We start from the raw sequence: 25,986 nt of genomic DNA on the forward strand, positions 1-25,986 counted from the left end.
GTGAAATGATTAAAACACATACTTATCCACATTTATTCCACTTTTTTTTATTAAAAATATTCTTTATTAATATATACTTTTGAGTTTTCCACAGTTAATATTTAATTTGACAGTGATTACAAAAGTAAGTTCCGCGAAGGTTTATTTTTATTTTTTTGATAATAGTATGGCATTTAAAACAAGGCATTTTTGCTCTAGTATGAACTTGTAATTCTTGTTGATAGTAACCTGTTACACCAAGGCTTGAAGTATAACTACTAATTGTTGATCCACCAAGTTTTATTGATTTATTAAGCACAAATTTTGCTTTATTAATGATTTCTTGTAATTGTTTAAGTGTTAAGTTTTTAGTAATACTTTGCGGATGGATACTAGCATAAAATAATACTTCATCTGCATAAATATTTCCTAAACCACTCATAACATTTTGTTCTAATAATGTTGCTTTAATACTTTGACTTTTATTTTTTCATTTATTTTTTAAATATTCAGCAGTAACATTTTTATTAAAAGGTTCTGGACCAATATTAATATAAGGTTTTATTTTTTGATATTCATTTTTAGTTTGTAAATGAAAGGTTCCAAACTGTCTTGTGTCATGATATCTTAATTCGTATTTATTGTCTAATTCTAATATTAATAAGACATGTTTTCAATTTATTGATTGATTATTTTGTTGAAAATAATATTTTCCTTCCATTCGTAAATGACTTAATAATACATAATCATCTAATATAAATATTAATAATTTACCAACTCTTTGAACATCATTTATTGTTTGTCCAATAATTTGTTTTGTGAATTGTTCAATACTTGGTGTTTTGATAATTTTATTTAAAAGAATTCTAACACCAATAATTTTATGATTAGTTAAAAGTGGTTGTAAAGTTTTGCGAACAGTTTCAACTTCGGGTAATTCTGGCATTTTTATTTTCCTTCCAATAAAATATAATAAACTAATTTATTTTAAATATTAATAAATTTTTAAAAATTTATTTTAATTCAAATCAGTTATCACCAATACTAGTATTAATTAATAAGGGAACTTTTAATTTAGTAACATTAGACATAATTTTAGTAATTTTAGTAATAACATCATTAACTTTATTATCTTCAACTTCAAAAATTAATTCATCATGAATTTGTGCAATTAATATTGCATCAATATTTTGTTTTTTTATTTCTTCATAAATTTTATTCATTGCTAATTTTAAAATATCAGCAGCACTACCTTGAATTGGCATGTTCATTGCTATTCGTTTACCAAAATTTTGAATCACCTTATTTTTATTTGTAATTTCCATTACTTCTCTTCTACGATTAAAAATTGTTTGAACGTATCGATTTTTTTCACAAAAATCAATTATATTATTAATATAACTTTTAATTTTTGGAAAAACCGAAAAATATTTATTAATAAATATTTTAGCATCTTCAACTTTAATTCCTATTTGTTGTGATAAACCAAAACTAGAAATGCCATAAACAATGCCAAAATTAATAGCTTTTGCATTTTGTCTTTGTTCGTTAGTAACTTCTGCTAAAGGTATATTTAATATTTTACTTGCAGTTTCGCGATGAATATCATGCTTTTGCTGAAAAGCTTTAATTAAATTTTCATCTTCACTAATATGAGCTAATATTCTTAATTCAATTTGCGAATAATCACAGGATAGTATTTTAGTATGTGGTTTGCTTGGAATAAAGATTTTGCGAACTTCTCTTTGCTTTTTATCGCGAATACTAATATTTTGCATATTAGGATCTAATGAAGATAACCTGCCAGTACTGGTTTGCACTTGATTATAAATGCTATGAATTTTACCATCATCAAAAATATATTTTTGTAAACCAAGTAAGTAAGTGGAATATAATTTTTGTAATTTACGATATTCTAAAAGAATATCGATGATTGGATGTTGATTTTTTAAACTAATTAAAACTTCAAAAGCAGTACTACCTTTTTTATAATTAGGTAATTTTAATTCTTTAAATAAGTATTCACTAATTTGTTTTGGTGAATTTGGATTTAAATTACTATTACTTTCTTTTTTAATTTGTAATTCTAAATCTTGGATTTTTAGTAAAGTTTTATCAGTTAGTAGTTTTAATTTTTTTTGATCAATGTTAACACCATTACACTCCATATTTACTAATACAAAAGCAGCAGGTAGTTCAATCTCTTGATATAAATTTCAGTTATTAGTATCTTTTAATTTTTTTATAAGAATGAGATGAGAATCTGTTAAAAAATTTAATTTTTTTTCTAAAAAAATAGCTATTTCTTTTTCATCATTGGGAATATTTTTTTTAATACCTTTGCCATAGAAATCATCAGCGCTTAAATTATCTTTAACATTGACATTAAGCATAACAGCAATGTTTTCTGGTAATATTTTTTCATTAGCATAAAGAAGGTAAGCAGCTAACATATGGTCAAAAATAATATTATTTATTATTAATTTTAAACGTAGTCCTGCGATAATAACCTTTTTTAAATCTCAAGTTATTTTTTGTAGTTTTTTATTTTGTAAGAAATGTTGAAAATTAGAACAATTAATTGCATTGATTTTATTAATATAAAATGTTCCTTTTTTATTTTTAATACCAAAACCAATAATATTATCACAATTATAATTATCACCAAAAATTTCTAATCATAAGTAATTTGAATCACAATTTCATTCTTGACTTCACTTATTTATAATTTGAACGTGAGATGTACTATTTTTATTAGTTTTAGGATTAGTGTCTTGTGTTAATAAAGAGTTCATATTATATTGTTTGTAAAAGTCTTGTAACTTTTCATTATTTAAATTTTCAACATTATAATTAAACGTTTCTAAATTACCAGTAATTGGTGTATTTAAATTAAGTTGTGCTAGTTGTTTACAAATAATACCATTATTAAAGTTAAGTTTAATTAGTTTACTAACATTTGGTTTTAATTGTTCTACATTTTCAATAATGTTTTCTAATGTGTCATATTCTTTTAATAAACTAATAGCAGTTTTTTGACCAATTCCTTTAATGCCAGGTAAATTATCAGAACTATCACCCATTAATCCCTTTAAATCGGTAACTTGATAAGGTAATAATTCATATTCTGATTGAAATGTAGAAATAGTAATAACCTTTAAATCACTCATCCCTTTTTGTGGATTAAGAATTTTAATATTGTTATCTAATAGTTGTAATAAATCTTTATCACTACTCATAATATCAATTTGATAATTACTAGCAACTTTATTTTTAACAATGCTGCCAATAATATCATCAGCTTCATAATTATTTATTTGTCCCCAAGGAATTTGTGCTAAGTCTAAAAATATTTTAACTAAATTAAATTGTTCAATTAACTCAACCGGAGTTTCACTTCTTTTTCCTTTATATGTTGCTAAAGTTTCATGACGAAATGTTTTACGACCAGCATCAAATGCAACAAAAACACTAGCATAGTTGTTAGATTTTAAGTACTTAGTCAGCATTCTAATAAAAGCATAGACGGCATTAGTTGGAATACCCTGTAGCGAATGTAGATTAACTCCTTGGTATGCAGTAGCATAATATGCTTTAAATAATAAATTATTACCATCAATAATTAATGCTTTTTTCATTTATTCACCTAATTTCATAAAATTATTATAACAATAAGTAAGTATAACTTCATATAAAATTAAAAAATTAGCATATAAAAAAAACAAGATTTTTTTCTTGCTATCGAACAATAATTAAGTTACAGATTTAATTGTGTAGAAAACATTATAAATATAAGGTTTTAGGGTTAATTTTAAGAGAATTATTATATTTATAGTGATTAGAGTTCTGTAACTTAATTATTTAAATATTAAGGATATTTATAAATAGATCCTTAAGTTTTATTATAACATTCAATTTTTAATTTTTAAATTCATTTTTTCTTTTTTATATATAAAAAACAAGAGCTTTTCAGCTCTTGTCTACACAAGAATTATTGCTAAGATAATATGTCATTTATAAAAAAAAAAGGGGGGGGTATTTATAAATAAAATTTAAGGTTATTGGGGTTATAGAGTTTAAATTAGGGGTTTTAGATTAATTTTAAATTTTTATATTTAAAAATATTATAATTGAATAATGTTTTGACATATTACCTTAATTTTAAAGGACCTAGGCTATCTAAATCCTTATAAGAATAATAACAAATAATATTTAAATTGCAAGGAAATTTGTTATTATTTTTAGAAATAATTTATATTTTCAGTTTTTTTTCAAAAATATATTCATACTCTATATAAGTTTTTGATTTTTTTGATAAATATTTTTGGAAAAATTGCAATAATTTTACCTTACTTATCTTAATTTTATAAAAAATCTTAGTACATTAATGGAGTGTTTATTTTTAGTAAAAATTTTTACATATTATGAAATTTTTAAACACTAATAAAAGTAATAAAATAAAAAAGATATATAATGATGTCGGATATTTAATATTTAAAATGGAGAAAAAATATTCAAGTTTAAAGTAAGGAGAAAATTAAAAAATGTCAAACCCATGAAAAACAGAACCTAATGGCCCAACAGATTTAAGCAAAGTTGCTAAATGGGAAATTAATGATGTGAATGAAACTAGAGAAAGATGAAAAAGAGAAAAAGAAGAAGAAAAAAAACAACAAAAACAAAACAAAGCGGGATCTAGTTTGAAAAAATAAATTTGTTTTAAAAATTATATAAAATATAACAAGATGTTTGGTGTGTATATGAGTTTTTATTTAAACCTATTACTTTATTATTTTAAAGTAAATGGGTTTTTTATTTTTTAATCAAATAAGGAGAAAAAAATGAAACAGATATTAGCAAAAGCCATAAGTGATATTGTAAAAAAAGTCGATGAATTACTAGAGATGAACCTTTACATCAAAATAAAGAGAAAATACAGAGAGAATTAATAACATATAAAATAAAATCAGAAAATGATTTTGTATATAAAACAGAAATTAATAAGGATATTATAATTTATGAATATTTTTTTGAGAAAATAAAAGATAAAGATAATGGTCCTTGCATTGTGACGAGAATTTATTTTAGTAATGATGAGATATGAGAAAAGATAGTATATATTAATAATAAAGAAACTGATGTTGAATAAAAAATAATAGAACAATATAGAGTTTATTTTTGTAAAAAAGAACTTTTAGAAGAAAGTCAATTCATAAAAAATGAAAATGATAATCAAGTAGTTATTAGAAAAAAATCTATTTTGGATTTTAAAAATAAAGAAAATATTAATGGTGTCATTAATAATGATGAAAAGATTAAAGAAAGTAAAAATATTTTAGGTAAATTAGGTAGGTGAGTTGGAAAATTTTCTATTTTTACCCTTGAAACTTATCTTTTTGGGTTTGTTTCGGGAATTATTTCTGTTCTTGCTCTTAAAATTCCCTTTGCAATGGCTCTTTGTTGATGAACTCCTGCAGCTTTGGGAATAGCAACATTTACTGCTCTGCCTATAGGTTGATGTATAGTTTTAGCAATTGTAGCAGTATTAGGCGTTCAGTTACTAAAAGAATATGGAATTAAACCTTTATTAAAAAAAATGTGAAACTTGGTAGAATTAAAAAAAGCAAAAAAACTAGAAATGGAAGACTTAAAAGAAATAGATTTTCATAATATCAATTCTAGAGTTTTAAAAAACTATTTAAGTTCTCAAAAAAACATACCTTTTGATGAAATTAGACCAAGTTTTGAACAAAATATTAATATAATTAAAAATAGAAAATTGTCTCATCAAACTCAAGAAAAATTTGATGCAAAGAGTATTAATAATATTCCAATTTCAACTAATACTTGAAATAAAGTAAAATGTTTATTTCAATATAATTAATAAGTTAACAATTTTGTTGAAAATAATAAAATTTTAATCTATAAAATTAATACTATTTTCTCTTTTCTCTTATTTTATGGTTAATATTCATGTTATTATTACTAAGTAATTAAAAAATATTAATGAGGTATAAGATGAGTATTGTCACAATTGAGAATTTAACACATGCTAATGGTGGAAAAGTTTTATATAAAAACGCCACTTTACAAATTAATAAAGGTGAACATGTGGCATTAATTGGTATGAATGGTGTTGGTAAAACAACATTATTAAATATTATTAATGGAACAGTATCTGCAGATCATATTAATTTAAATATTCATCCTAAAATTAAAATTGGGTATTTGGATCAACATCAAGAGGTTAATTTAGAATTAACAGTTTTACAATATTTGCGTGAAAGTTATCAAAAACTTTTTGAACGCGAACAACAAATGGAAAACTTATATACAGAAATGGCTAATAATTATAGTGAAGAGTTATTAACGAAAGCAATGAAAATTCAAGATGAATTGACACACCAAGGATTTGATACTATTAGTAAAAAAATTGGTCGTTTAGTTGATGGATTGGGTATTAATTTACAACTTTTAGAACAAACTTTAGGTAGTTTAAGTGGTGGTCAAAGAGCAAAAGTGTTATTAGCAAAATTATTATTAAATGAAGATGATTTTTTATTACTTGATGAACCAACTAATTTTTTGGATATTGAACAAATTAATTGATTAACTAAGTTTTTACAAAATTACCCTAGTGCATTTTTATTGGTGTCACATGATCGTAATTTTATTAATACAACATGTAATATTATTTTTGATATTGATAATTATATGATTACTCGTTATGTTGGTAATTTTGAAAGTTTTTTAGAACAAAAAAGTTTACATCATCGTCAATATGAATCAGCATATTCAAATCAAAAGAAATTAATTGAAAAATTAGAAACTTATATTAGTAAAAATGCAGCACGTGCTTCGACTGCTAAAAGTGCTGAATCAAGAAGAAAACAATTATCCAAAATTAATGTTTTAGAAAAACAGCAAATCCAGTCTCCTCCAAAGTTTTATTTTAAGTATTATAAAACAACAAGTTCAATTGCTGTCCAAGCTAAAAACCTTGAAATAGGTTATCATAAACCATTAATTAAGCCGCTTACTTTTGTTATTAAGACTGGTAGTAAGTGAGTTGTTAAAGGGTATAATGGAATTGGTAAAACTACTTTCTTGCAAACGTTAGCTGGTAATATTCCAGCACTTGCTGGAAATATTAATTTAGATGATCGAATGCAAGTAGCGTATTTTCATCAAACTGAAGTAATGACTAGTACTACTCCATTTAATTATTTAAAAGAGTTAGATATTAAATTAAATGATGTTGAGATTAGAAGAATTTTAGCAAGTTTTGGTTTGCGTAGTAATTTAGTAATGAAACCAATGAACTTACTTTCTGGTGGTGAACAAACTAAGGTTAGATTAGCAGCATTGGCATTAAAACCTTATAACTTATTAATTTTAGATGAGCCAACTAATCATATTGATGTTTTAGCTAAAGAGTCTTTATTAAAAGCATTGCAAGAATTTGAAGGCACTGTATTATTGACAACTCATGATACTAATTTTAATAATAGTTGAGTTGATGGGGTTTTAGATTTTGAAAAATTAACAAATTAGTGAAATTAAAATAGTTATTTTTAATATTTAATTTATACATTTAAACAAATAAAAAAAAACTTATAACTAAATCTTAGTTATAAGTTTTTTTTTATTTGTTTAAATTATCCTTTACGATTACGGTCGTCACGGTCTCGTCTGCTAAATCCACCACTGTTTCCTCAACTAGAATCACCACGGTCAGAACGTGGTCTAAAGTTTCCACGATCAGAAGAATTTCTATCCCCTTGTGTTCTTGCTCCACGTTCAACAAAACGTTTTTCACGTTCTTCTGTGATTTTTACAAGTGTTGTTAAACTTGCATTAATAGTAATTACTGTTTCTTTTAAAACTTTAATTTCTTCTAATAATGCTTCTATTGTTTGATTGTTTTCCATTAACAATGCCTCTTCTTTCTGGCGCCTAATTGATAAATCTGATAATAATATCTGATATAATGAGATTAATAAGCACTTAATTAAGTATAGCATTAAAATTAAAATTGTATAGTATATAGTCATATATTTTATAGTTAAAAATAATTATTATTATGATAACTATTATTTTTTTATTAAATATCTAGTAAATAATACATTAAAATTAGTTTTTTATTTTACTAAAGTAATACTTTTAAATTTAAAAGTACGTATACCTTGAAAATCAATTAAATTTTCAATATCAATAGCAGTGATAATAAAATGATATGTAGTGTTTTTAATTTTATATGTAAAATCATATTTTAAATTAATTGTTTCGATATTATTGATGGTAGTTTTAGTCATAGTAATATTAGAAGTATTACCTATTTTTTTATTAATGCCGGTTGTGTTATCAGCATCAAAATAAACTTCATAGTTATCTTTAATTCATTGATTATTATTAGCAGTAATAATATTTTTAATTCCTAATTTATGACTTTCATCAGTAGTACCAAGTAATAAATTTAAGATATTATTTAGTTGACTGTTTGGTTCAAGCATAGTTTTTTGTAAAATATCAAGTATTGAACCCTGAGTAAAAGTTGGATATTCTGGATCATCTTTATTAATGTGTCCACCTAATGATTTATATAATTCTTCGACATCGGTTGCTGTTACATCACTTTTATTAATTATGTTTTTTAGAGTAACAATAGTATCATTTTTAAGAATTATTAAGAGACCAGTAGTATTATTAAATAAAAAATTCTCTAAATCTTGTAGATCAATATTAATACCTTCATTACCTGGGTATTGTTCTGAAATTTTGGTAATTAGATCAGTAATACTAGTAATAATGTTTTTAACACTATCTGTATTAATTGCTTTGATAATGGTATCAATTAATGGACTAGGATCATATGCACTATCACCAATAAGCCCGCCTAAGGTTAAATTTGCTGATATAGGTAAAGGACCAATTTTAACTTTTAAATTAAGTTTAACATCATAAAGAAATGTATCGAAACCACGAGTTTCTGCTGTAGTTTTACCAAATACGGTTAGAAGTATTTGTTTTAATTTTTCTGGTTGGTTAATTAAAGATTTTATAGTATTGATAATGTCAAGTAAATTATAGCTACCAGCACTTGGCTTTGATGGATAATCATTACCAATTGTTAAGTTTTTAACACCTTCAGTAATATCGGGCATATCTAATATTCATTTTTTAATAACCGGAATAATTGCTTCAATAATTGTTAAGATATAAAGTGGGTTAGTTAAAAGATAGGGAAAGTATTTTTCAATATCAGCAAAAAATCCTTTATCATCAGATTGAACATCCGGTGGATTTATACCATTAACAGTTATATATTCTGAAAGAATATTACCTAAATACCTTGGAGTTTTACCATCTTTACCAAAAATTTTATTGTCTTCACTCATTTTTCAAAACAAGTAATTAATTAAAGTGCCACCATGATATAAATCATAATCTTGTTTTGATTTTCAATTTTCAACTTTATGACCAGGAAATTGACCAAAACTTGGACTTATTTTTCATTTTCCATCATCATTTCAAGCGCTATAAGGTTGACCACTATCATCTTTTCAATTATTCATAAACTTAGTTAATGTTTCTTCATCAGTGGGTGTAGAAGTTTGTTGATCAGATCAACTGCCATTGACTAAATTACCAAATATTCTAGTTAGCGGATTTAAAAAATTAGAACCATAGTTATTAATTAAATTAGCAACTAATTGTAATCCAGCTGGTAAACTGCTTAAGTCACCTTGTAATGATTTTAAAAAACTAGAAATGGGGTCCATACCAGCACCTACAACTATATTTTCTAATTGCGGGTTAGCCATAATTGATATAGTTCTAATATAATCAAGTGATGAAAAAACATCATTAACTTGCTTTTTACTATTGATGGTTTTAGTTAATTCACCTGTTCCAGAAGCTTTAAAAAAATTATCAGGATCAAAGTTATTTACATCAATTTTTCCATTTTTCCCTCAACGTGTTTGTAAATCACCTCAATTATTTAAACTAGTATTTTTAGTTAAATTATTAATACTATTAATTTTAATTTTTCCCATAATATCATCATTAGTACTACTAGTATCAGCACCTAACTCTTTTGACATAACCATACTTTTAATTAAAGCAGAAGTTTGGTCAGCAAAACTTTTAGCGATACTATTAGTTACACGGTTAACATAAAAATTAAAGGTACAAGCCGATAGAGGTAAAATAGTGGCACTTGCTATTAAGATAATTCCTAACTTGGTAAATACTTTTTTCATAGCAGTTCTCCTTAAATAAAGTGTTATTTTTGTCAATTTTATTTTACTAAAATTTAATATATTTAACTCTGAAAATAATTAAATTCATTTCTTACAAATTGTATCATTAGTTATTTTAATTTTAAAATTTATTTAAATAAACAATTTAAATATGGTAATATATCAAACAGAGAAAAATTAAACATTATAAAAACTATCTATTATTTATTTTAAAATTATCCTATATATTAATTTTGTATAAGTGTGATATTATTAATCCATATGTGAACTTAATAATTAAAATTAAATGCAAAATTTTAATTTCAGGAATTAGGGAGAACTGTAATGGCAAGGTTAAATAAACGCGAAAAAGCGAATAATAAAAAAATGGTATCTACTAATAAGAAATCAAAAAAAAGTTTATTTAAGAATGCGTTACTATTAAAGCAGACTTTAGTTGCTACATGAAAAAGTAAATTACAATTAGTTATTTTACTATTACTTACTGCTTTTGCAACTTCGTTGGTTACTGGAAGTTGAATATCATACGTTAGAATGATTGAAGGAAGTAATCAATTAGGATTAAATGATCTTAAGTTTGATGCTGTTTTACCTTATTCACCAGTGTCACAAGGTATTAAACAAATTGCTAATCAAGCTTTTAGTTTAAAGTTAGGTCGATTTTATGTTCAAGATGGAACTAATAGTAAAAGTACTAAAGCGCTTTATTTTGATGATACAAAAATAGGTACAGATCAAGAAATACTACCAATCACTAAAGATAACTTAACTATTGATTATACTCGTGATAATACAGGCAATATTATTGGGTTTAATGATATAAGATGAACAAATCCGGATAATCCTTTAGTTTTTAATTTGAATAATAATAATGTTAAAGCAAGCATCTATGGTCAATTATTATTAAAATCAAAAAATGCTGCTAATGAAAATTTAAAAAACCATTTTAAAACAGCAACAGATGATTTATATCGTGATGTTTTTTTAAAAAAAACAGCACCCAATATTCTTCAATCTATTAATACTTTTATTAAGGAATGGATTACAAAACATTCAACAGATCCGATATTAAAGGAAACTGATAATGATAAAGTTACCACTTGAATTTTAGAAAATAAAATAAATTTTAGATCTTCTTCTAATGATGCTACTATTCCTGATAGTGTTAATTTGCAAGATCCAACAGAAAGAAATGAACTTTTTATTAAAGTAGTTAAGGAAACTGAACCTGATCCAAGATTAGATAATGATTATGGTATGAATGGTCAATGAATGAGAATTTATCGTAATTTTTCTGTAACAGAATCAGATAGTAATATTTATACTAATTTTACTAATACTTCTATTGGTTATCATTCACCTTTTAACTATAATGTGATTAGTGATGGCACTGAAAGAGATGCATTTTCTACATATTTAATTCGTGCGGTTGCAGCATTACAAATGCGTGATTTATATGTTCGTAATCAATTTACTGCCAGTGCTGGAGTAATTAATAATACTCAAATTAATACTAAAATTATTGATATTGGTTTACCTAATGCTTTAAATCATACTAATCTAAAAGTATTTGAAGGTGTTGCACCAACAAGTAAAAATGAAATAGTTATTACGCCACAATATGCAAGAAAAAATAAAAGTAATAAAGCGTATAAACCAGGCGATCATATTAATATTAATGGTACTGACTTTATTGTTAGTGGTATTGGTGGTGATGCTTATGATATTTATCCAACGATTAGTGACTTAGATCCAATTCCTAATACAAGAACTGAATTTATTGCTTATGTTACACCTTCAGCATGAAATGATGGAAATTGATATAAGACAGCAGATAAAACCGATAATACTTTAATGTATTTTACAAAATGAAATAATATTCCTAAAAATAGTATTCATGAATTTGATGTTGATTTATTTAATGATTTTTTTCAAAAAACAATATTTAGTGATAATGGTGTTAGTGATTTAAATCAATATGATTATAATAAGTATTTAGTTGAGAAATATGGTAATACAGATTCAACACCACAATCATCTTCTACATACCTTATTAATCCAAATCCTGTAGTTACAAGTAGTAATAGTCAGTTTTCGCTTTATAATAGTAAAGAAAAGATATTTAATTCAGCAATAATTGGATTTTTATTTGCAGCAATAGCAGGAGTATTATTTTTACTAGCGGTTGTTATTTTTATCACCACTTTAATTGTTAAAAAGGCAATCCAACATGGACAAGTTTCAATGGGTATTTTAAAATCAATAGGTTATAAAACATGACAAATTACGATTTCTTATTTGGCATATCCATTATTAACGCTATTAATTGCAATTCCAATTGGCTGAATTGTTGGTCTTGTAATTCAGGTATATTTAACTGAGATTTTTAATACTTTATTTGTTTTACCATATAATGTTTTTAACTTTGATGTTGTTCCATTATTTATTTCAATTGTTTTAATTATTGGTTTTATTACAATTGTTACTTTATTAACTGCCTTTCGTCTTTTAAAACGTGATCCTTTATTTTTAATTAAAAAAGATAGTGATTTAGCTTTAGGTGTTCCTAAAAATAGAACTAGCAAGTTTTTACAAAATAATTTTCGTCTTCGTTTTTTATTATCATTGTCAAAAACTAGTTGAAAAAAGATTTTAGTTACTTCGGGAGTTATTACTTTAGCTTCACTTTCAATTGTAGCAACAACACTAGTTCCTGCCACTATTAATAGCTTAAAAGTTAATTATTTCAAAACTCAAAAATATAAAAATTATTATGAGTATCAAACACCAATGCCGAATATGCCGATGAGTAAATATGGATTATATTCATGAGATTTTTTTAATCGACCAAGTGGTGAGAAGTATTATCCAACTTATGGTGCTATGCCTTGACCTGAAGATAAAATTGTTTATGATGAGAAAAAGGCACGTGTTGGATGATATAATCCATTATTGTTTAAAAAAGAAAAATTAACTAATAATTTTGCTGATATTTTTACTTTTGATTCATCTTTTCCTGAATCTGAAAGAGCAGAGTTTATAAAAAAAATGTCCTCTTATTATCAAGAACAATCAACAGGGACATTAGATCTTAATGATTTAGTTTGATCATATAGTTGATTAGGTGGCAAAGCTTTTAGTAATCAGTTAATAACTGATTTAAGTAAAGAAGATAATACACCATCAAAAATATTTTCATATAATATTGTTAATTTTGCAAGTGGTCAATTACCTAATATTTTGCAAGTTTCCAATCCTGGAGTGCCACCTGGTCCAGAGGCAATTAAAGAAATTTTAAAGCAAGTATTACCGGGCTTTGTTCGTCAGAGTATTGATAGTTTGCCAAGACCTAATATTAAAGAAGATCCTTATGATTATTTTAGTATTGGTCATAATTCTATTGCTTTTAATCCAAAAACTACTAATAATGGCGATATTAATGGACCAGATGAAGAATTAGTAACACAGTTTAAAGTTGGTGTTGATGAAAGTACAAAAATTGCTAAAAAAGAACTAATGGATGTTATTGGGATTAATCCCAATACTGCAATGTTAGTATTAAAAAATGATGAAGTTAAAGCTTTAAAATATAATGCTAATGCTAATGCTATTCCAATGGTTATCAATCGTGCTTTTCAATCTAAATTTGGATTAGATGTTGGTTCACAATTTAGTGGTGTACCACAAGTTAATACTTTATGTTATAAAAATATTGATGGTAAAAGTATTCCTTTACCAAAAGAAAATTGATATTACGGTGAAACACCACCAACAGATTCTTATACTACAAATGGTGGCATCTGATCAAAAAGTGGAACAAAATGAAATTATCGTGGTGATCAAAAAATAAAATTATCTGATAATAGTAAAGAATATAGGGATATCCATGGTACTAGGTATAATGGTATGTATAATGAAAAAGGACAACCAATTATAAATAATGAACCTAGTACTTGAAATAATGTTAATGATATTTGATTAAAATTGCCTTCTGATATTAGTGGTAGTGCTAAAACTGGTAAAATTCCAATAGCTGATAATGCTAAAACTATTGATTTTGATTTATCACGTATTTCCGATTCAACAGGTAAATGAATTAGACCTTTTTCATATGATTTGGTAAAGCCATATAATGGATTTGATCCTAAAGATCCATTAAGTATTTTATTAAACCGCCCAGCAGAATGATTTATGGGAATGGTTAATAATAATATTTTAACTAAAGAAAATAATATTAATGCTGATAGTTTACAAGCAGATATTAAAAATAACATGCCAACATGATGAAAAAATATTACGGGTAATGATAATCCACTTCATACATATCAAGTTGTGGGAATTCAAGATTCTTATGATACTCCTAAAGCCTATGTTGATCAAAAATGAGCTAATGAAATTATGGGTTATAGTTATATTGATGATAATCCTTATTATTCAGGAACGGATGTATTTCAATGATTTAATGGTAAGTTAAGTGCTAATGCTAATGTTTTTGATTTAATTGGAAGAATGAGTTTTAAATCAAATTTAGATGATTATACTATTTATGCAACCACTAGTTTAAGTGGTAATCAAAATATACCAATGGTTAAAAAAAATTATTTATTATCAAGACAACAAGCAATGCTTACTAAAATATCAGATATTGCTTTCAGTGCTAGTGCTTTATTTATTGTGACAACGATTATTTGTTCAATATTAATTGTTATTATGATTACTGATTTATTTACCGATCAATTTCGTCGTTTTATGGCTCATATGAAAGCAGAAGGATATACTAATTTAGAAATTAATTCTTTTACTTTAGGTATTTTTACACCTTGAGCATTACTTGGTTATATTGTAGGGTTTGCCCTAGGTTACCTTGCTATTTATGGTTTAATTAATATTCTTATTAGTTTTGTTGGTGTGGCTTTACCATTTACAATAACATGATGAATATTACCAGTAAGTTTTATCATAATTGGTGGTATATATATATCAACATTTATTATTAATAATCATGAATTAAATAAAATGAATTTAATTGAATTATTAAAATCTGATGAATAAAATAAAGTTCACTAAAGAATGTTTGGTAAATTTAAATATTTAAATTTACCAAATTAATAGTCAAATATGTATACTTTATTTGAAAACTAAATATTGTTTTTAACTCATTACTTTATTTTTAAAGTAAATGGGTTTTTTAATTTGAAAGGAGAAAAAAAGAATTTTGAAAGATGAATCATTAATTTTTAATTATTATGATATATTAAATGTATTACCAACAGCATCAGTAGCAGAAATTAAAAAAAATTCAAACAGACTGCTCTAAAAACTCATCCAGATAAAAATAATAATCCTCAATCAAAACTTAAAATGCAAGAATTGAATGAAGCAAAAAGAATATTAACAGATGAAAACTTAAGAAAAGTTTTTGATCAAAAACTTTTTATTTACTTTTTAAAAAATGGTAATAATAAGGTAGTTATTTATTTTCTTACTAATAAAGTAAATAATTTAAATATAAATGAAAAAGATAATTCTGGTAATACTCCTTTACATTATGCATGTTTTCATAATTTTTTAGAAACTGCAGATCTATTAATTAAATATGGTGCTAATATAAATGCCAAAAATAATAGAGATAATACTCCTTTACATTATGCTATAATGGGTAATGCTGATTTAAAATTTATTAATTTATTAGTTGAAAAAGGTGCTAATTTTATTGAGAAAGATAAAATGGGTAATGATAGTTTATCTTTTGCCAAAGATTTTTCAAAAGATAAGAAAGTTTCTGAATTTTTTTTAAAAAAATGAAAAAATTAAAAATAAAACAAAATCAAAAAAATTTATTAAATATAACTAAAAAAATTACCAATATTGAAAGAGATATTGCACGTTTTGAACAGAAAAAAATAAATTCAGTGTTAAATTATATTATTATTATTTTTACTTTTGGTTGTGTTAATAAGAACAAAGATATAAATAAGGATATTTTAATTAAAACTGATCAACTTTAAAATTTATTATTAGAAAAAGAAATTGCTAATAATGAGAAACATGTATTTGAAGAAAAAATCAACCGATTAAGTTTTAATAAAACTAAAAAAATAAATGCAATGGATTTACAAAATCAACCTTCAACAAGTGGATATAAACCATCAAATTCATCATGTATTTAATAAAACAAGTTAAAAAGATTGCAAAAGCAATCTTTTATTTTTAGTTAAAATCAAGAAAAATTGATTGATATTTTTTGGATTTATTATTAAATTAAAATATAATAAATTACTTATTAAATAAAACTTTTAAATCGTACTATTAATATTTTAATAAAATTAAAGTATTAATGTCATAAATAACTAGTTATTTATTGGTATAATAAACAATGTAGGTGAAAATATGGCATTTTTTAAAAATTTAAAGACAAAATTATTTGGTCAAAAGACAACTAAATATGATCAGGGCCTTAAAAAGTCAAGAACATTATTTGCATCTAAAATTAAAGCATTAGCAGCGCGTTATCATCAACTTGATGAACAATATTTTGAAGAATTAACTGAAGTATTAATTTTAGCAGATGTTGGATACAAAATGGCAGAAACTATTACTGATGAAATTCGTCATGAAGCCAAAATCCAAAAATTAACAAAACCAAAAGATATTAATGATATTATTATTGATAAAATGTTTGTTATTTATACTGATGGTCAGTTGGTTTCTACAAGATTAAATTTTAGTAGTAATAATATTTCGTTATTTTTAGTTGTTGGTGTTAATGGTAATGGTAAGACAACATCAGCAGCTAAATTAGCAGCTAAATTAAAGACACAAGGTAAAAAACCAATTCTAGTTGCTGCTGATACTTTTCGTGCTGGTGCAGTTGAACAATTACAAATTTGAGCAGAAAGAATTGGCATTCCTTGTTATTTAGGAACACCAAAGCAAGATCCAGCTAGTGTTGTTTATGCTGGAGTTGAAGCAGCTAAATCTGAAGGTTGTGATGTTATTATTGTTGATACGGCAGGAAGATTAGAAAATAAAGTTAATTTGATGCAGGAGTTAAAAAAGATTAATAAAATTATTACTCAGAAATTAGGACATGAAGCTAATGAAACATTGTTAGTAATTGATGGTACAACTGGACAAAACGGTATTAATCAAGCGCAAGAATTTATGAAAATTGTTTCTTTGACTGGCATTATTTTAACAAAAATGGATGGTACTGCTAAAGGTGGTATTATTCTTGCTATTAAGGAAGAATTAGATATTCCTGTTAAATTAATGGGTTTTGGTGAAGGTATTAATGACTTGGAAGAGTTTGATTTAGATAAGTATATTTTTAGTTTAACAAGTGATTTGTTTGTGGAGTATGAAAATGAATAGTTTAGAAAAACAAGTTTTATATTATAGTTTATTTGCTTTTTATAATACATTATTAACAGCAAAACAAAAACAATATTTTACAAATTACTTTATTGAGAATTTATCTTTACAAGAAATCGCTGATTTACAAAAAGTATCACGAACGGCTGTTCATGATAGTCTACAAAAAGTTATTATTTTATTAAATAAATATGAAAGTAAGTTGCATCTTTATGAAAAATATAAACAACGACAAGTAATATATGAAAAATATACGGAAAAGTATAATTTTATTAAAGTTTTACAAGAAATTGATAAAATAGAATAAAGCAGGTGGAAATTAATGAAAATTTTAATAATTGGTGATATTTACAGTATTGTTGGTAGACAAATGGTTAAATATTGAATTCCTAAAATAAAAAAGGAATATGAAAATCAATTTAAGATTGATTTAGTAGTTGCGAATGGTGAAAATACTACGCATGGTAAATCATTATGTAAAAAACACTATGATGAATTAAAAAATGCTGGTATTGATATTATTACTACCGGTAATCATATTTTTGGTCATCCTGATGTTGCTAAGTATATTAATACAACTCCCGATTTATTGCGTCCTTTAAATTATAATCCTTATCATCCAGGTAATGGTACAATTTTAGTTAAAGTTGGTAATAAAAAAGTGCGTGTAACAAACTTAATTGGTCGTACTTTCATGGATAAATCTGATAATCCTTATTTTGCTCTTGAACAACTTATTACGATTGATAAACAAAATAGTGAAGAAAAAAGTGACATTCATATTATTGATTTTCATGCTGAAGCAACAGCGGAAAAGTTATCTTTTGCTTGAAATTTTGATGGTCAAGTTACTTGTGTGGTAGGAACTCATACTCATGTTCAAACAGCAGATAATCGTTTATTACCAAAAGGTACCGCTTTTATTAGTGATGTTGGAATGACAGGTCCGTTTTATTCTATTATTGGTGCTAAAGCTGAAGAAGTTATTATTCGTGATAAAAAAAGTATGCCGGCAAAATTTAGTCCAGCAGATGGTGAAGGTCAATTTTCAGCTGTTTTATTAACTATTAATGATGAAACAAATAAAGCACAAAAAATTGAACGTATTTTTATTCATCCACAAGCACCTAATTTTAAAATTTACGAATAATTACAAATATAGGAAGGGACTAACTTTAACATGATATGAAACAATGCTAATTTTTTTACTGAACAAAATGGTTTATATTCGATTTTAATTGGGATTAGTATATTAGTAATTTTAAGAATTTTATTAATGGCAAAAATTAAAGACAATGTTCATGTACAACAAGCTGCTGAAATACGAGAAAAGGTAATTATTTTACGTGATGGTTATGAAGTAAAATTATTTAAGCAAATGGTTGATAAAAGTACAGTCATTATTATTGGTGCTCATGGCTTGCAAGGTCAAAAAGATGATTTTAAATTACTAAGTTCTTTTTGTAAAAAATCACAACTATCTTTGATTACTTATGATCGAAGAGGTAATGGTAAAAATGGACAAGATTGAAAATTTAAATCATTAGGTACTGATATTAATGATTTAAAAGATATAATAAGTGCAGTAAAATCTAAATATCCCAATCAAAAAATTATTGTTTTTGGTGAATCATTAGGCGCAGCTATTGCTAGTCATGCTGTTAAAAATAATTCACAAGTATCAGCATTAATTACTAGTAATTTAGTGACTAAAAAAAATCTTTATCAATTTTCATTAAGTTTTATTATTTGTTTTTGTTTTGCTTTTATTTTTAATTCTAATATTCAAATGCCAATCTATGTTGAAAATCAAGATATTTCTAGTAATAATGCTCATATTACTAATATAAATCAAAGATATAGTAATCGTCAAAATTGATCATTACGTTTTTTACTACAATTTAAAAAAATTAATAAAAAAAGTATAATGGAAATTAGTAATTCAAAACTTCCAACGTTAATCTTGCAAAGCGCTGATGATGTATTTAGTGATTTTCATCAACTTAAAATTAATAAAAAATATTGGAAGAAACATCATAGTTATGTTTTTATTTTTGATGGTAAACATGCTTTAATTAATGAACCTAATATTAAAGATATATTTGATAATGAAATTATGCCATGAATTACAAAAAATATTTTACTTGAGAAAGGTTAAAAAATATGAAATTAATACCTAATATTACCCATCCTCTTTTTACTAGTGAGTCTGTTGCTCCTGGTCATCCTGATAAGATTTGCGATCAAATTGCTGATGCAATTTTGGATGCTTTTTTAAAACAAGATCCACATGCCAAAGTAGCATGTGAGGTTTTTATTACTACAAATTTTGTTTTAATTGGCGGTGAAGTTCATAGTCACGCTCAAGTTGATTATCAAGCAATTGCGCGAAAAGTTATTACTGAAATTGGTTATATAAATGATGAAATTGGATTCAATGGTTTTACTTGTGAAATTAAAGTGTTAATTCATGAACAATCACCTGATATTTTACAAGGTGTTGAATTAAAAAATCATCAAATTGGTGCTGGTGATCAAGGAATAATGTTTGGTTATGCATGTCAGCAAACATCAGAATATATGCCATTAGCAATTGTTTTAGCACATGAATTAATTAAACGAGCTACAAAATTACGAAAGGAAAAAAAATTTAAGTATGCACTTCTTGATATGAAAGCGCAAGTTACTATTGATCAAGAAGACCCTAAAAATTTAAAAATACATACTATTTTAATGAGCATTCAACATCAAGCAAATTATGATGAAAAACAATTTAAAACGTTTATTCATACAGAAATTATGCAATATATTGCTAATAAATATCATTTAAATCTTGATTTTAAATATTTAATTAATCCAACCGGTAAATTTGTAATTGGTGGACCTGCCGGTGATACTGGTTTAACAGGAAGAAAATTAATGGTTGATACTTATGGTGGAGCTGCTTGTCATGGTGGGGGAGCTTTTTCAGGAAAAGATCCCACTAAAGTTGATAGAACGGGTGCTTATTATGCTAGGTATATTGCTAAAAATATTGTTGCTGCTAACTTAGCAAAGATTTGTGAAGTACAATTAGCTTATGCAATTGGAACTCCTGAACCAATTGCAATATTTGTTAATACTCATCAAACTATTATTTCCGGTTTAACAGAGGCAAAATTAACAGAAATAATTTATCAAGTCTTTGATTGTTCTGCTAGTGCTATGATTGATAAATTAGAGTTATTGAAACAAAATTATCAACAATTATCAACTTATGGTCATTTTGGTAGAAATGATTTACAATTACCTTGAGAGAAATTAGATAAAGTTAGTTTATTGAAAACTTATTTACCAAAAAAATAAGATGGGGAGAAATATTTTATGTTTTTAGAAGTAATAGCTACATCTTTAAAAGATATAGAAAAAATTAATAATTCTTTAGCTGATCAAGTTGAACTTTGTACTGCTATGGAATTTGGTGGTTATACTCCAAGTTATGAATTGATTGCTGAAGCATGTAAAATTTCATTGAAACCAGTAATGGTTATGGTTAGAAATAATAATAATAATGGTTTTAATGTTACTGATAATGATTTTAAAATCTTTAAAAGAGATATTGAATTTATTAAAACAACTCATGCATCAGGTATTGTTTGTGGTATTTTAACTAAAGATAATAATATTGATGTTGAAAGAATGAGTGAAATTATTAAATTAGCAAAGCCTTTAAAAATAACTTTTCATCGTGCTTTTGATGAAATTTTTAATAAAAAACAAGCTTTAGAACAATTAGTAAAATTAGGTGTTACTACAGTTTTAACGTCTGGTGGTCAAGATAATATTGTGAATAATATTAATAAATTTAAAGAATTAAAGAAATTAAATTTACCAATAAAAATTCTTGCTGGTGGTGGAGTTAATTTAGAAAATGTTAATGTTTTATTAAAAAACAGTATTAATGATATTCATGTTGGAAAATGTGTGCACGAAGATAATAATTTTAATAATCCTATTAATTATAAATTAATTAATAATATTAAAAATATTGCATAAATAATAAAAAGTTTTATAATAGATAAGCTTAAACATTTAATAAAGGTTACTGTTTTTTTGTACTAAAAGAACAGTAACCTTTATTGATGGTTTATTATTATAATTAGTTGCATTGATTTCATTTTTATTAGATTCTAAAGAACATTGTTTTGTTAAAATTTTTTCTACTTTTGTATGTTTTTGTTTTTGTGCTCTTATTAAAGCAGTTTCACCACGTAAATTTATTTGATTAATGTCAGCATCATTGGCTATTAATAAATCAACTACATTTAAATGGCCATTTTTGGCGGCCTTTGTTAAAGCAGTATTGCCAAATTTTGTTTTATGATTAACGTTAGCGCCGTTTGTTATTAAAAGATTAACTATTTCTGTGTGACCTTGTTCAGCAGCTAGTGTTAAAGCAGTATCTTTTGTACTATTTATATGATTAACGTTAGCGCCGTTTGTTATTAAAAGATTAACTATTTCTGTGTGACCTTGTTCAGCAGCTAGTGTTAAAGCAGTATCTTTTGTACTATTTATATGATTGATATCAGTATTATTTTGGATTAAAAATCTAACTATTTCTGTGTGACCTTGTTCAGCAGCTAGTGTTAAAGCAGTATCTTTTGTACTATTTATATGATTGATATCAGTATTATTTTGGATTAAAAATCTAACTATTTCAATGTGACCATAATCAGCAGCTGTTATTAAGTCACCCTCCATATCGAACTTATTGTTATCAGAATCAAATAGTAAAGTTTTAACTGTTTGTAAGTCACCTTCTTCAATAGCTGTTAAAAATTTATTTTTAGGAATTTCTTTATCTTCCTTTTCTAAATTAAAACAAAAAACCTATTTATTTTGAAATAAAGTAAATAGGTTAAAAACTTATATTAAATTTTAATAATATAATATCATATTTTCTTTACTAGTAATAGAAAATTATCATTTTTAATTAAAAAATAATTTTAAAATATGCTGAGTTATACTTGTAAGTGCAAGTAAATAAAATTGCAAAAAATTCTCATATAAAAATTTCATAATGCTAAATTTAGTTTAGAAAAAAGTAAGGAGTTTTTATATGAGTTATAAACATCTTGGCATAGATGAAAGGATTTATATTGAGAATCAATTGAAATTTAAATTTAAAATTAGTGAAATAGCTAAAAATCTTAATCGAAGTATTAGTACTATTATTCGAGAAATTAATAGAAATAAAGATAATAATCATTATTTTTCATTAATTGCACAAAATAAAGCTGAAAATCGAAAACAATCACATATTAGTTTTCATAAGTTTAAAAATAAGAATTTAGTAAAATATGTACAACAAAAATTACTATTAGGTTGATCACCTGAACAAATTTATGGCAGAATTAAAAATTTTCATAAAGAGTGAGTTATTAGTTTTAAAACAATTTATACTTGAATTTATTTTGGAATGCTTGATAAAGTTACTAGTAAAAATTTAAGAAGAAAAGGTAAAAAACGAAAATCTAAAGAAAATCGTGGCAAGTTTAATGGTAAATCAATTAAAGAACGAGATATAAATGTTAATGATCGTATAACACTTGGTCATTGAGAAGGAGATACTATAGTATCATCACGAGGTAAAAGCAAATCATGTTTAATAACTTTAGTTGAAAGAGTATCACGATTTACTTTAGCAATATTAGTTAAAAACAGAACTACTAAAGTTATTAATAAAAATGTTAGTTATTATTTATCAATTCTTCCTAAAAACATTGTTAAAACTATTACTTTTGATCGTGGCAAAGAATTTTCAAATTGACAACAACTTGAAAAAAATTTAGATATAAAAATTTATTTTGCCAATCCATATTCACCTTGACAAAGAGGTACTAATGAAAATACTAATGGTTTAATTAGAGAAAAATTTCCTAAAAAATTTATTTTTTCAAAAACTAATAAAAATGAAGTTCATAAATTTATATTGTCTTTAAACCAAAGACCAAGAAAAATACTAAATTATCTTTCACCAATCGAATATTTGGATAGAAAAATAATTTAGTTGCACTTACCTTTACAATTTAGCATATATAAAAAAAGAAAAGAAATTTTTTAAAAAATTTCTTAATTTACAAGTATTTTTGCATATTAAAGTTATATTGTAAAATATTTGGTTTTCATATATTATTAATTCAAAATCTTTATTGGTTTTTAAATTAACTTATTATTTTTAAGCGAGGTAAAAAATGAAAAACTTAGTAAAATTATTATCGATCTTAACAATGTCAACACCAATATCATTATCAGTTGTTGCTTGTAATAATAACACAACACAAAAAACAGAATTAAAAGATAAAATTACTAAATTAACAACAAATATTACTATAGATGTTAATAAAAGTAATAAAAAATTAGATACATTAATAAATAATACAACAGAAGTTAAAAACTTAAATCCAAAGTTAGTTAACCCTGTAATTAAATATTTTAGTGATAAAGAAGCTAAAAATGATATAACTACTAAATTAGAAAAAGTTGGTGATTTATATATAGTTATTACTAGCAATAGTAATGATTTGAATTATCAAGGTTCAACAGCACCAATTAAAATAAATATAAAAGAACAATCTGATAAAACTGATTTAAGTACTATTACTCAATTAACTGGTTTAGACATTATTGCTAATCCAAGTAAAAGTTATAAAGAATTAATTAGTAATATAAATAGTTTTGATGAATTTAAGTCAACACCATTAGCTGCTGGTTATCAACTTCAATTTTATAACGAAAATAATCAAGAAATAACAAACAATAAACAAGAACTTGAAAAAGTATCTAAAATAGTTGTCAAAATAAGTAGTAATTCAAATGATCCAAATTATCAAGGTTCAACAATGATTGATATAACTAAACAAACAATTATTTCAGATATTGATATGCAAAATTATTTTGCAGAGAAAACTAAACCAGTAGCCAAATTTGCACCAGAAAATCCTTCAACTCCTGCTACATCAGATAAACAGCAGGCAATTGCAAATGTTACAGATAGTTTAAAAAAAATCCAAAAAAAATTTGAATATCTTACTAAGTCAATATTAGAAGGTATGTATAAGGAAAAAATTGATTTTAATAAACTTACAAATAAAAATGAAATTTATGATCTAAATGAAAAGCCGGTTTCTAATAATTGATTTGAAAATAAAGAAACAAAGAAACCAGCATTAATAATAATTTTTTATGGTAGTGTAAAAGAAGAAGATGGTTATTTCTTTCCTATTTGAATAAATATAACTTAATTTTATTCAATGGAAACTTAACTAAAATTAATTGAAAAATTACTTTAAAATACAAATTCCCTTTTAAATTAAAAAGGGAATTTGTATTTTAAATCTGAAAAAAATTCAAGTAACATTTTTATTTTTTTTCTTTTAAATTTTGATGTTTATAAAACATTCTATTTTCAATACTTGCAATACGAGCAGTTGATTCACCAACATTAATATTAACCAATGCTTCATCAATTGCATAGATTTTTGCATCTAAGTTATCTAAATGATGTAAAATTTCAGCTTCTATTGTTTTTGGTAAGACAGGTGAGCCATATTCATATTTACCATGACTAGATAATATTAGATGCTGTAATAAAACTACGATTTCTTCCTCTAAGTTAATATTTAATTCCTTACAAGCAAGTGTAACTTGCATTGCACCTAATGAAATATGACCAATCATTTTACCTGATAGTGTATATGAACTAATAGGATTATTATTTAATTCAACCATTTTTCCATAATCATGCATAATGATTCCTGCATATAATAGTTCACTATTAATATTACGATCATTATAAAGTGCTACTACTTGTTTTGCCATTCTTAGCATTGTTACTGAGTGTCATAATAAACCGCTTTGAACAGCATGATGCATTTTAACTGCTGCTGGTCATTTTTTATAATCATCAATATTTTTTTTATTAAAACATTGGATTAATACTTTTTTTAAAATTGGATTTTTAAATTCCTTTATTGTTTGACTAATTTCAGTTCATGCTTCAATAATATTAATTGGTGCTTGTGTAAGTAATAAATCATAATATTCACTAGGATTAGTAATAATAGTTCAATTATTAATTTTTAGTTGTATTTCATTATTATAATTAATGCTATTTGCTTCAATTTTAATTACTTGTCCTATTGTTAATTGTTCAATAGTTTCTTTGCTTACGTCTCAAATTCTTGCTGAAATTGTCCCAGTTTTATCTTGTAATTGTAAGTTTAAATAATTAGTATTGTTAGAAGCAACACCTTGAATTACTCGATTAATAATTACTACTAAACTTAAAACATTATTAGGTTTAATATCTTTAATTACAGTCATT

Annotated in this window: 19 protein-coding genes and 1 pseudogene; 14 read left to right on the forward strand and 6 right to left on the reverse strand. The window is 24.7% G+C overall.

All coding sequences use genetic code 4. From position 1 onward, the window contains the following. Positions 1-94: 94 nt before the first annotated feature. Both mutM and polA read right to left on the reverse strand, forming a co-directional pair. Positions 95-925, reverse strand: coding sequence for a DNA-formamidopyrimidine glycosylase (mutM, locus tag AACK81_RS01765; RefSeq protein ID WP_338962004.1), 831 nt, complete (start codon positions 923-925; stop codon positions 95-97). 67 nt (positions 926-992) lie between these two features. Further along, complete coding sequence (polA, locus tag AACK81_RS01770) at positions 993-3,617, reverse strand: DNA polymerase I (protein ID WP_338962006.1); 2,625 nt, start codon at positions 3,615-3,617, stop codon at positions 993-995. A gap of 906 nt (positions 3,618-4,523) precedes the next feature. Here polA and AACK81_RS01775 point away from each other — a divergent pair. From AACK81_RS01775 to AACK81_RS01785, 3 genes are all read left to right on the forward strand, one after another. After that, the gene (locus AACK81_RS01775) at positions 4,524-4,691 is read left to right on the forward strand and encodes a hypothetical protein (protein ID WP_338962009.1); all 168 of its coding nucleotides are present in this window, start codon (positions 4,524-4,526) and stop codon (positions 4,689-4,691) included. A 548-nt stretch (positions 4,692-5,239) separates the two neighbouring features. Next, positions 5,240-5,863, forward strand: a complete 624-nt coding sequence (locus AACK81_RS01780; RefSeq protein WP_338962012.1) for a hypothetical protein — start codon at positions 5,240-5,242, stop codon at positions 5,861-5,863. A gap of 134 nt (positions 5,864-5,997) precedes the next feature. Then, complete coding sequence (locus tag AACK81_RS01785; protein WP_338962015.1) at positions 5,998-7,533, forward strand: ABC-F family ATP-binding cassette domain-containing protein; 1,536 nt, start codon at positions 5,998-6,000, stop codon at positions 7,531-7,533. A 104-nt stretch (positions 7,534-7,637) separates the two neighbouring features. On the opposite strand, the gene AACK81_RS01790 is transcribed toward AACK81_RS01785, so the two are convergent. After that, a complete protein-coding gene (locus AACK81_RS01790; RefSeq protein WP_338962018.1) occupies positions 7,638-7,910 on the reverse strand; it encodes a hypothetical protein in 273 nt (90 codons plus the stop codon). Positions 7,911-8,120: 210 nt separating this feature from the next. After that, complete coding sequence (locus AACK81_RS01795) at positions 8,121-10,244, reverse strand: hypothetical protein (RefSeq protein ID WP_338962021.1); 2,124 nt, start codon at positions 10,242-10,244, stop codon at positions 8,121-8,123. Between the two features lie 324 nt (positions 10,245-10,568). Between AACK81_RS01795 and AACK81_RS01800 the strand changes: the two genes are divergently transcribed. From AACK81_RS01800 to AACK81_RS01840, 9 genes and pseudogenes are all read left to right on the forward strand, one after another. Then, positions 10,569-15,296 (forward strand): ABC transporter permease, encoded by a 4,728-nt coding sequence (locus tag AACK81_RS01800; protein ID WP_338962024.1) that lies wholly within the window; start codon positions 10,569-10,571, stop codon positions 15,294-15,296. Positions 15,297-15,548: 252 nt separating this feature from the next. Continuing rightward, positions 15,549-16,058: pseudogene (locus AACK81_RS01805) on the forward strand (ankyrin repeat domain-containing protein); the annotation flags it as partial. Beyond that, positions 16,046-16,252 carry a hypothetical protein gene (locus AACK81_RS01810; protein ID WP_338962026.1) on the forward strand — a complete coding sequence of 69 codons (207 nt, stop codon included), beginning with the start codon at positions 16,046-16,048 and terminating at the stop codon, positions 16,250-16,252. The pseudogene AACK81_RS01805 and the gene AACK81_RS01810, both read left to right, overlap by 13 nt. A gap of 382 nt (positions 16,253-16,634) precedes the next feature. Further along, entirely contained in the window at positions 16,635-17,618 is a 984-nt protein-coding gene (gene ftsY, locus AACK81_RS01815) for a signal recognition particle-docking protein FtsY (RefSeq protein ID WP_281749505.1), read from the forward strand. Further along, complete coding sequence (ylxM, locus tag AACK81_RS01820) at positions 17,611-17,925, forward strand: YlxM family DNA-binding protein (protein WP_174481096.1); 315 nt, start codon at positions 17,611-17,613, stop codon at positions 17,923-17,925. The genes ftsY and ylxM overlap by 8 nt, the downstream gene beginning before the upstream one ends. 15 nt (positions 17,926-17,940) lie before the next feature. Then, entirely contained in the window at positions 17,941-18,768 is an 828-nt protein-coding gene (locus AACK81_RS01825) for a TIGR00282 family metallophosphoesterase (protein ID WP_174480992.1), read from the forward strand. Between the two features lie 30 nt (positions 18,769-18,798). Beyond that, positions 18,799-19,776 carry an alpha/beta fold hydrolase gene (locus tag AACK81_RS01830; RefSeq protein ID WP_338962030.1) on the forward strand — a complete coding sequence of 326 codons (978 nt, stop codon included), beginning with the start codon at positions 18,799-18,801 and terminating at the stop codon, positions 19,774-19,776. An 11-nt stretch (positions 19,777-19,787) separates the two neighbouring features. Further along, positions 19,788-20,963: a methionine adenosyltransferase gene (gene metK, locus AACK81_RS01835; RefSeq protein WP_422397364.1), complete on the forward strand. Its 1,176-nt coding sequence runs from the start codon at positions 19,788-19,790 to the stop codon at positions 20,961-20,963. Positions 20,964-20,981: 18 nt separating this feature from the next. After that, complete coding sequence (locus AACK81_RS01840) at positions 20,982-21,653, forward strand: copper homeostasis protein CutC (RefSeq protein WP_338962034.1); 672 nt, start codon at positions 20,982-20,984, stop codon at positions 21,651-21,653. Between the two features lie 36 nt (positions 21,654-21,689). On the opposite strand, the gene AACK81_RS01845 is transcribed toward AACK81_RS01840, so the two are convergent. Continuing rightward, positions 21,690-22,475, reverse strand: coding sequence for an ankyrin repeat domain-containing protein (locus AACK81_RS01845; protein ID WP_338963011.1), 786 nt, complete (start codon positions 22,473-22,475; stop codon positions 21,690-21,692). Positions 22,476-22,719: 244 nt separating this feature from the next. Here AACK81_RS01845 and AACK81_RS01850 point away from each other — a divergent pair, with 244 nt between their 5' ends. Further along, positions 22,720-23,670 (forward strand): IS30 family transposase, encoded by a 951-nt coding sequence (locus AACK81_RS01850; RefSeq protein ID WP_338960236.1) that lies wholly within the window; start codon positions 22,720-22,722, stop codon positions 23,668-23,670. 184 nt (positions 23,671-23,854) lie between these two features. After that, the gene (locus AACK81_RS01855; protein WP_338962036.1) at positions 23,855-24,904 is read left to right on the forward strand and encodes a hypothetical protein; all 1,050 of its coding nucleotides are present in this window, start codon (positions 23,855-23,857) and stop codon (positions 24,902-24,904) included. A gap of 118 nt (positions 24,905-25,022) precedes the next feature. Here the strand turns inward: AACK81_RS01855 and AACK81_RS01860 are convergent, their stop codons facing one another. Continuing rightward, complete coding sequence (locus tag AACK81_RS01860) at positions 25,023-25,985, reverse strand: 3'-5' exoribonuclease YhaM family protein (RefSeq protein WP_338962038.1); 963 nt, start codon at positions 25,983-25,985, stop codon at positions 25,023-25,025. Between the last annotated feature and the right edge of the window lies 1 nt (position 25,986).

Origin of the sequence: Spiroplasma endosymbiont of Lasioglossum villosulum, assembly GCF_964020195.1 — a bacterium.
Lineage (GTDB): Bacteria > Bacillota_I > Bacilli_A > Mycoplasmatales > VBWQ01 > Spiroplasma_E > Spiroplasma_E ixodetis_A.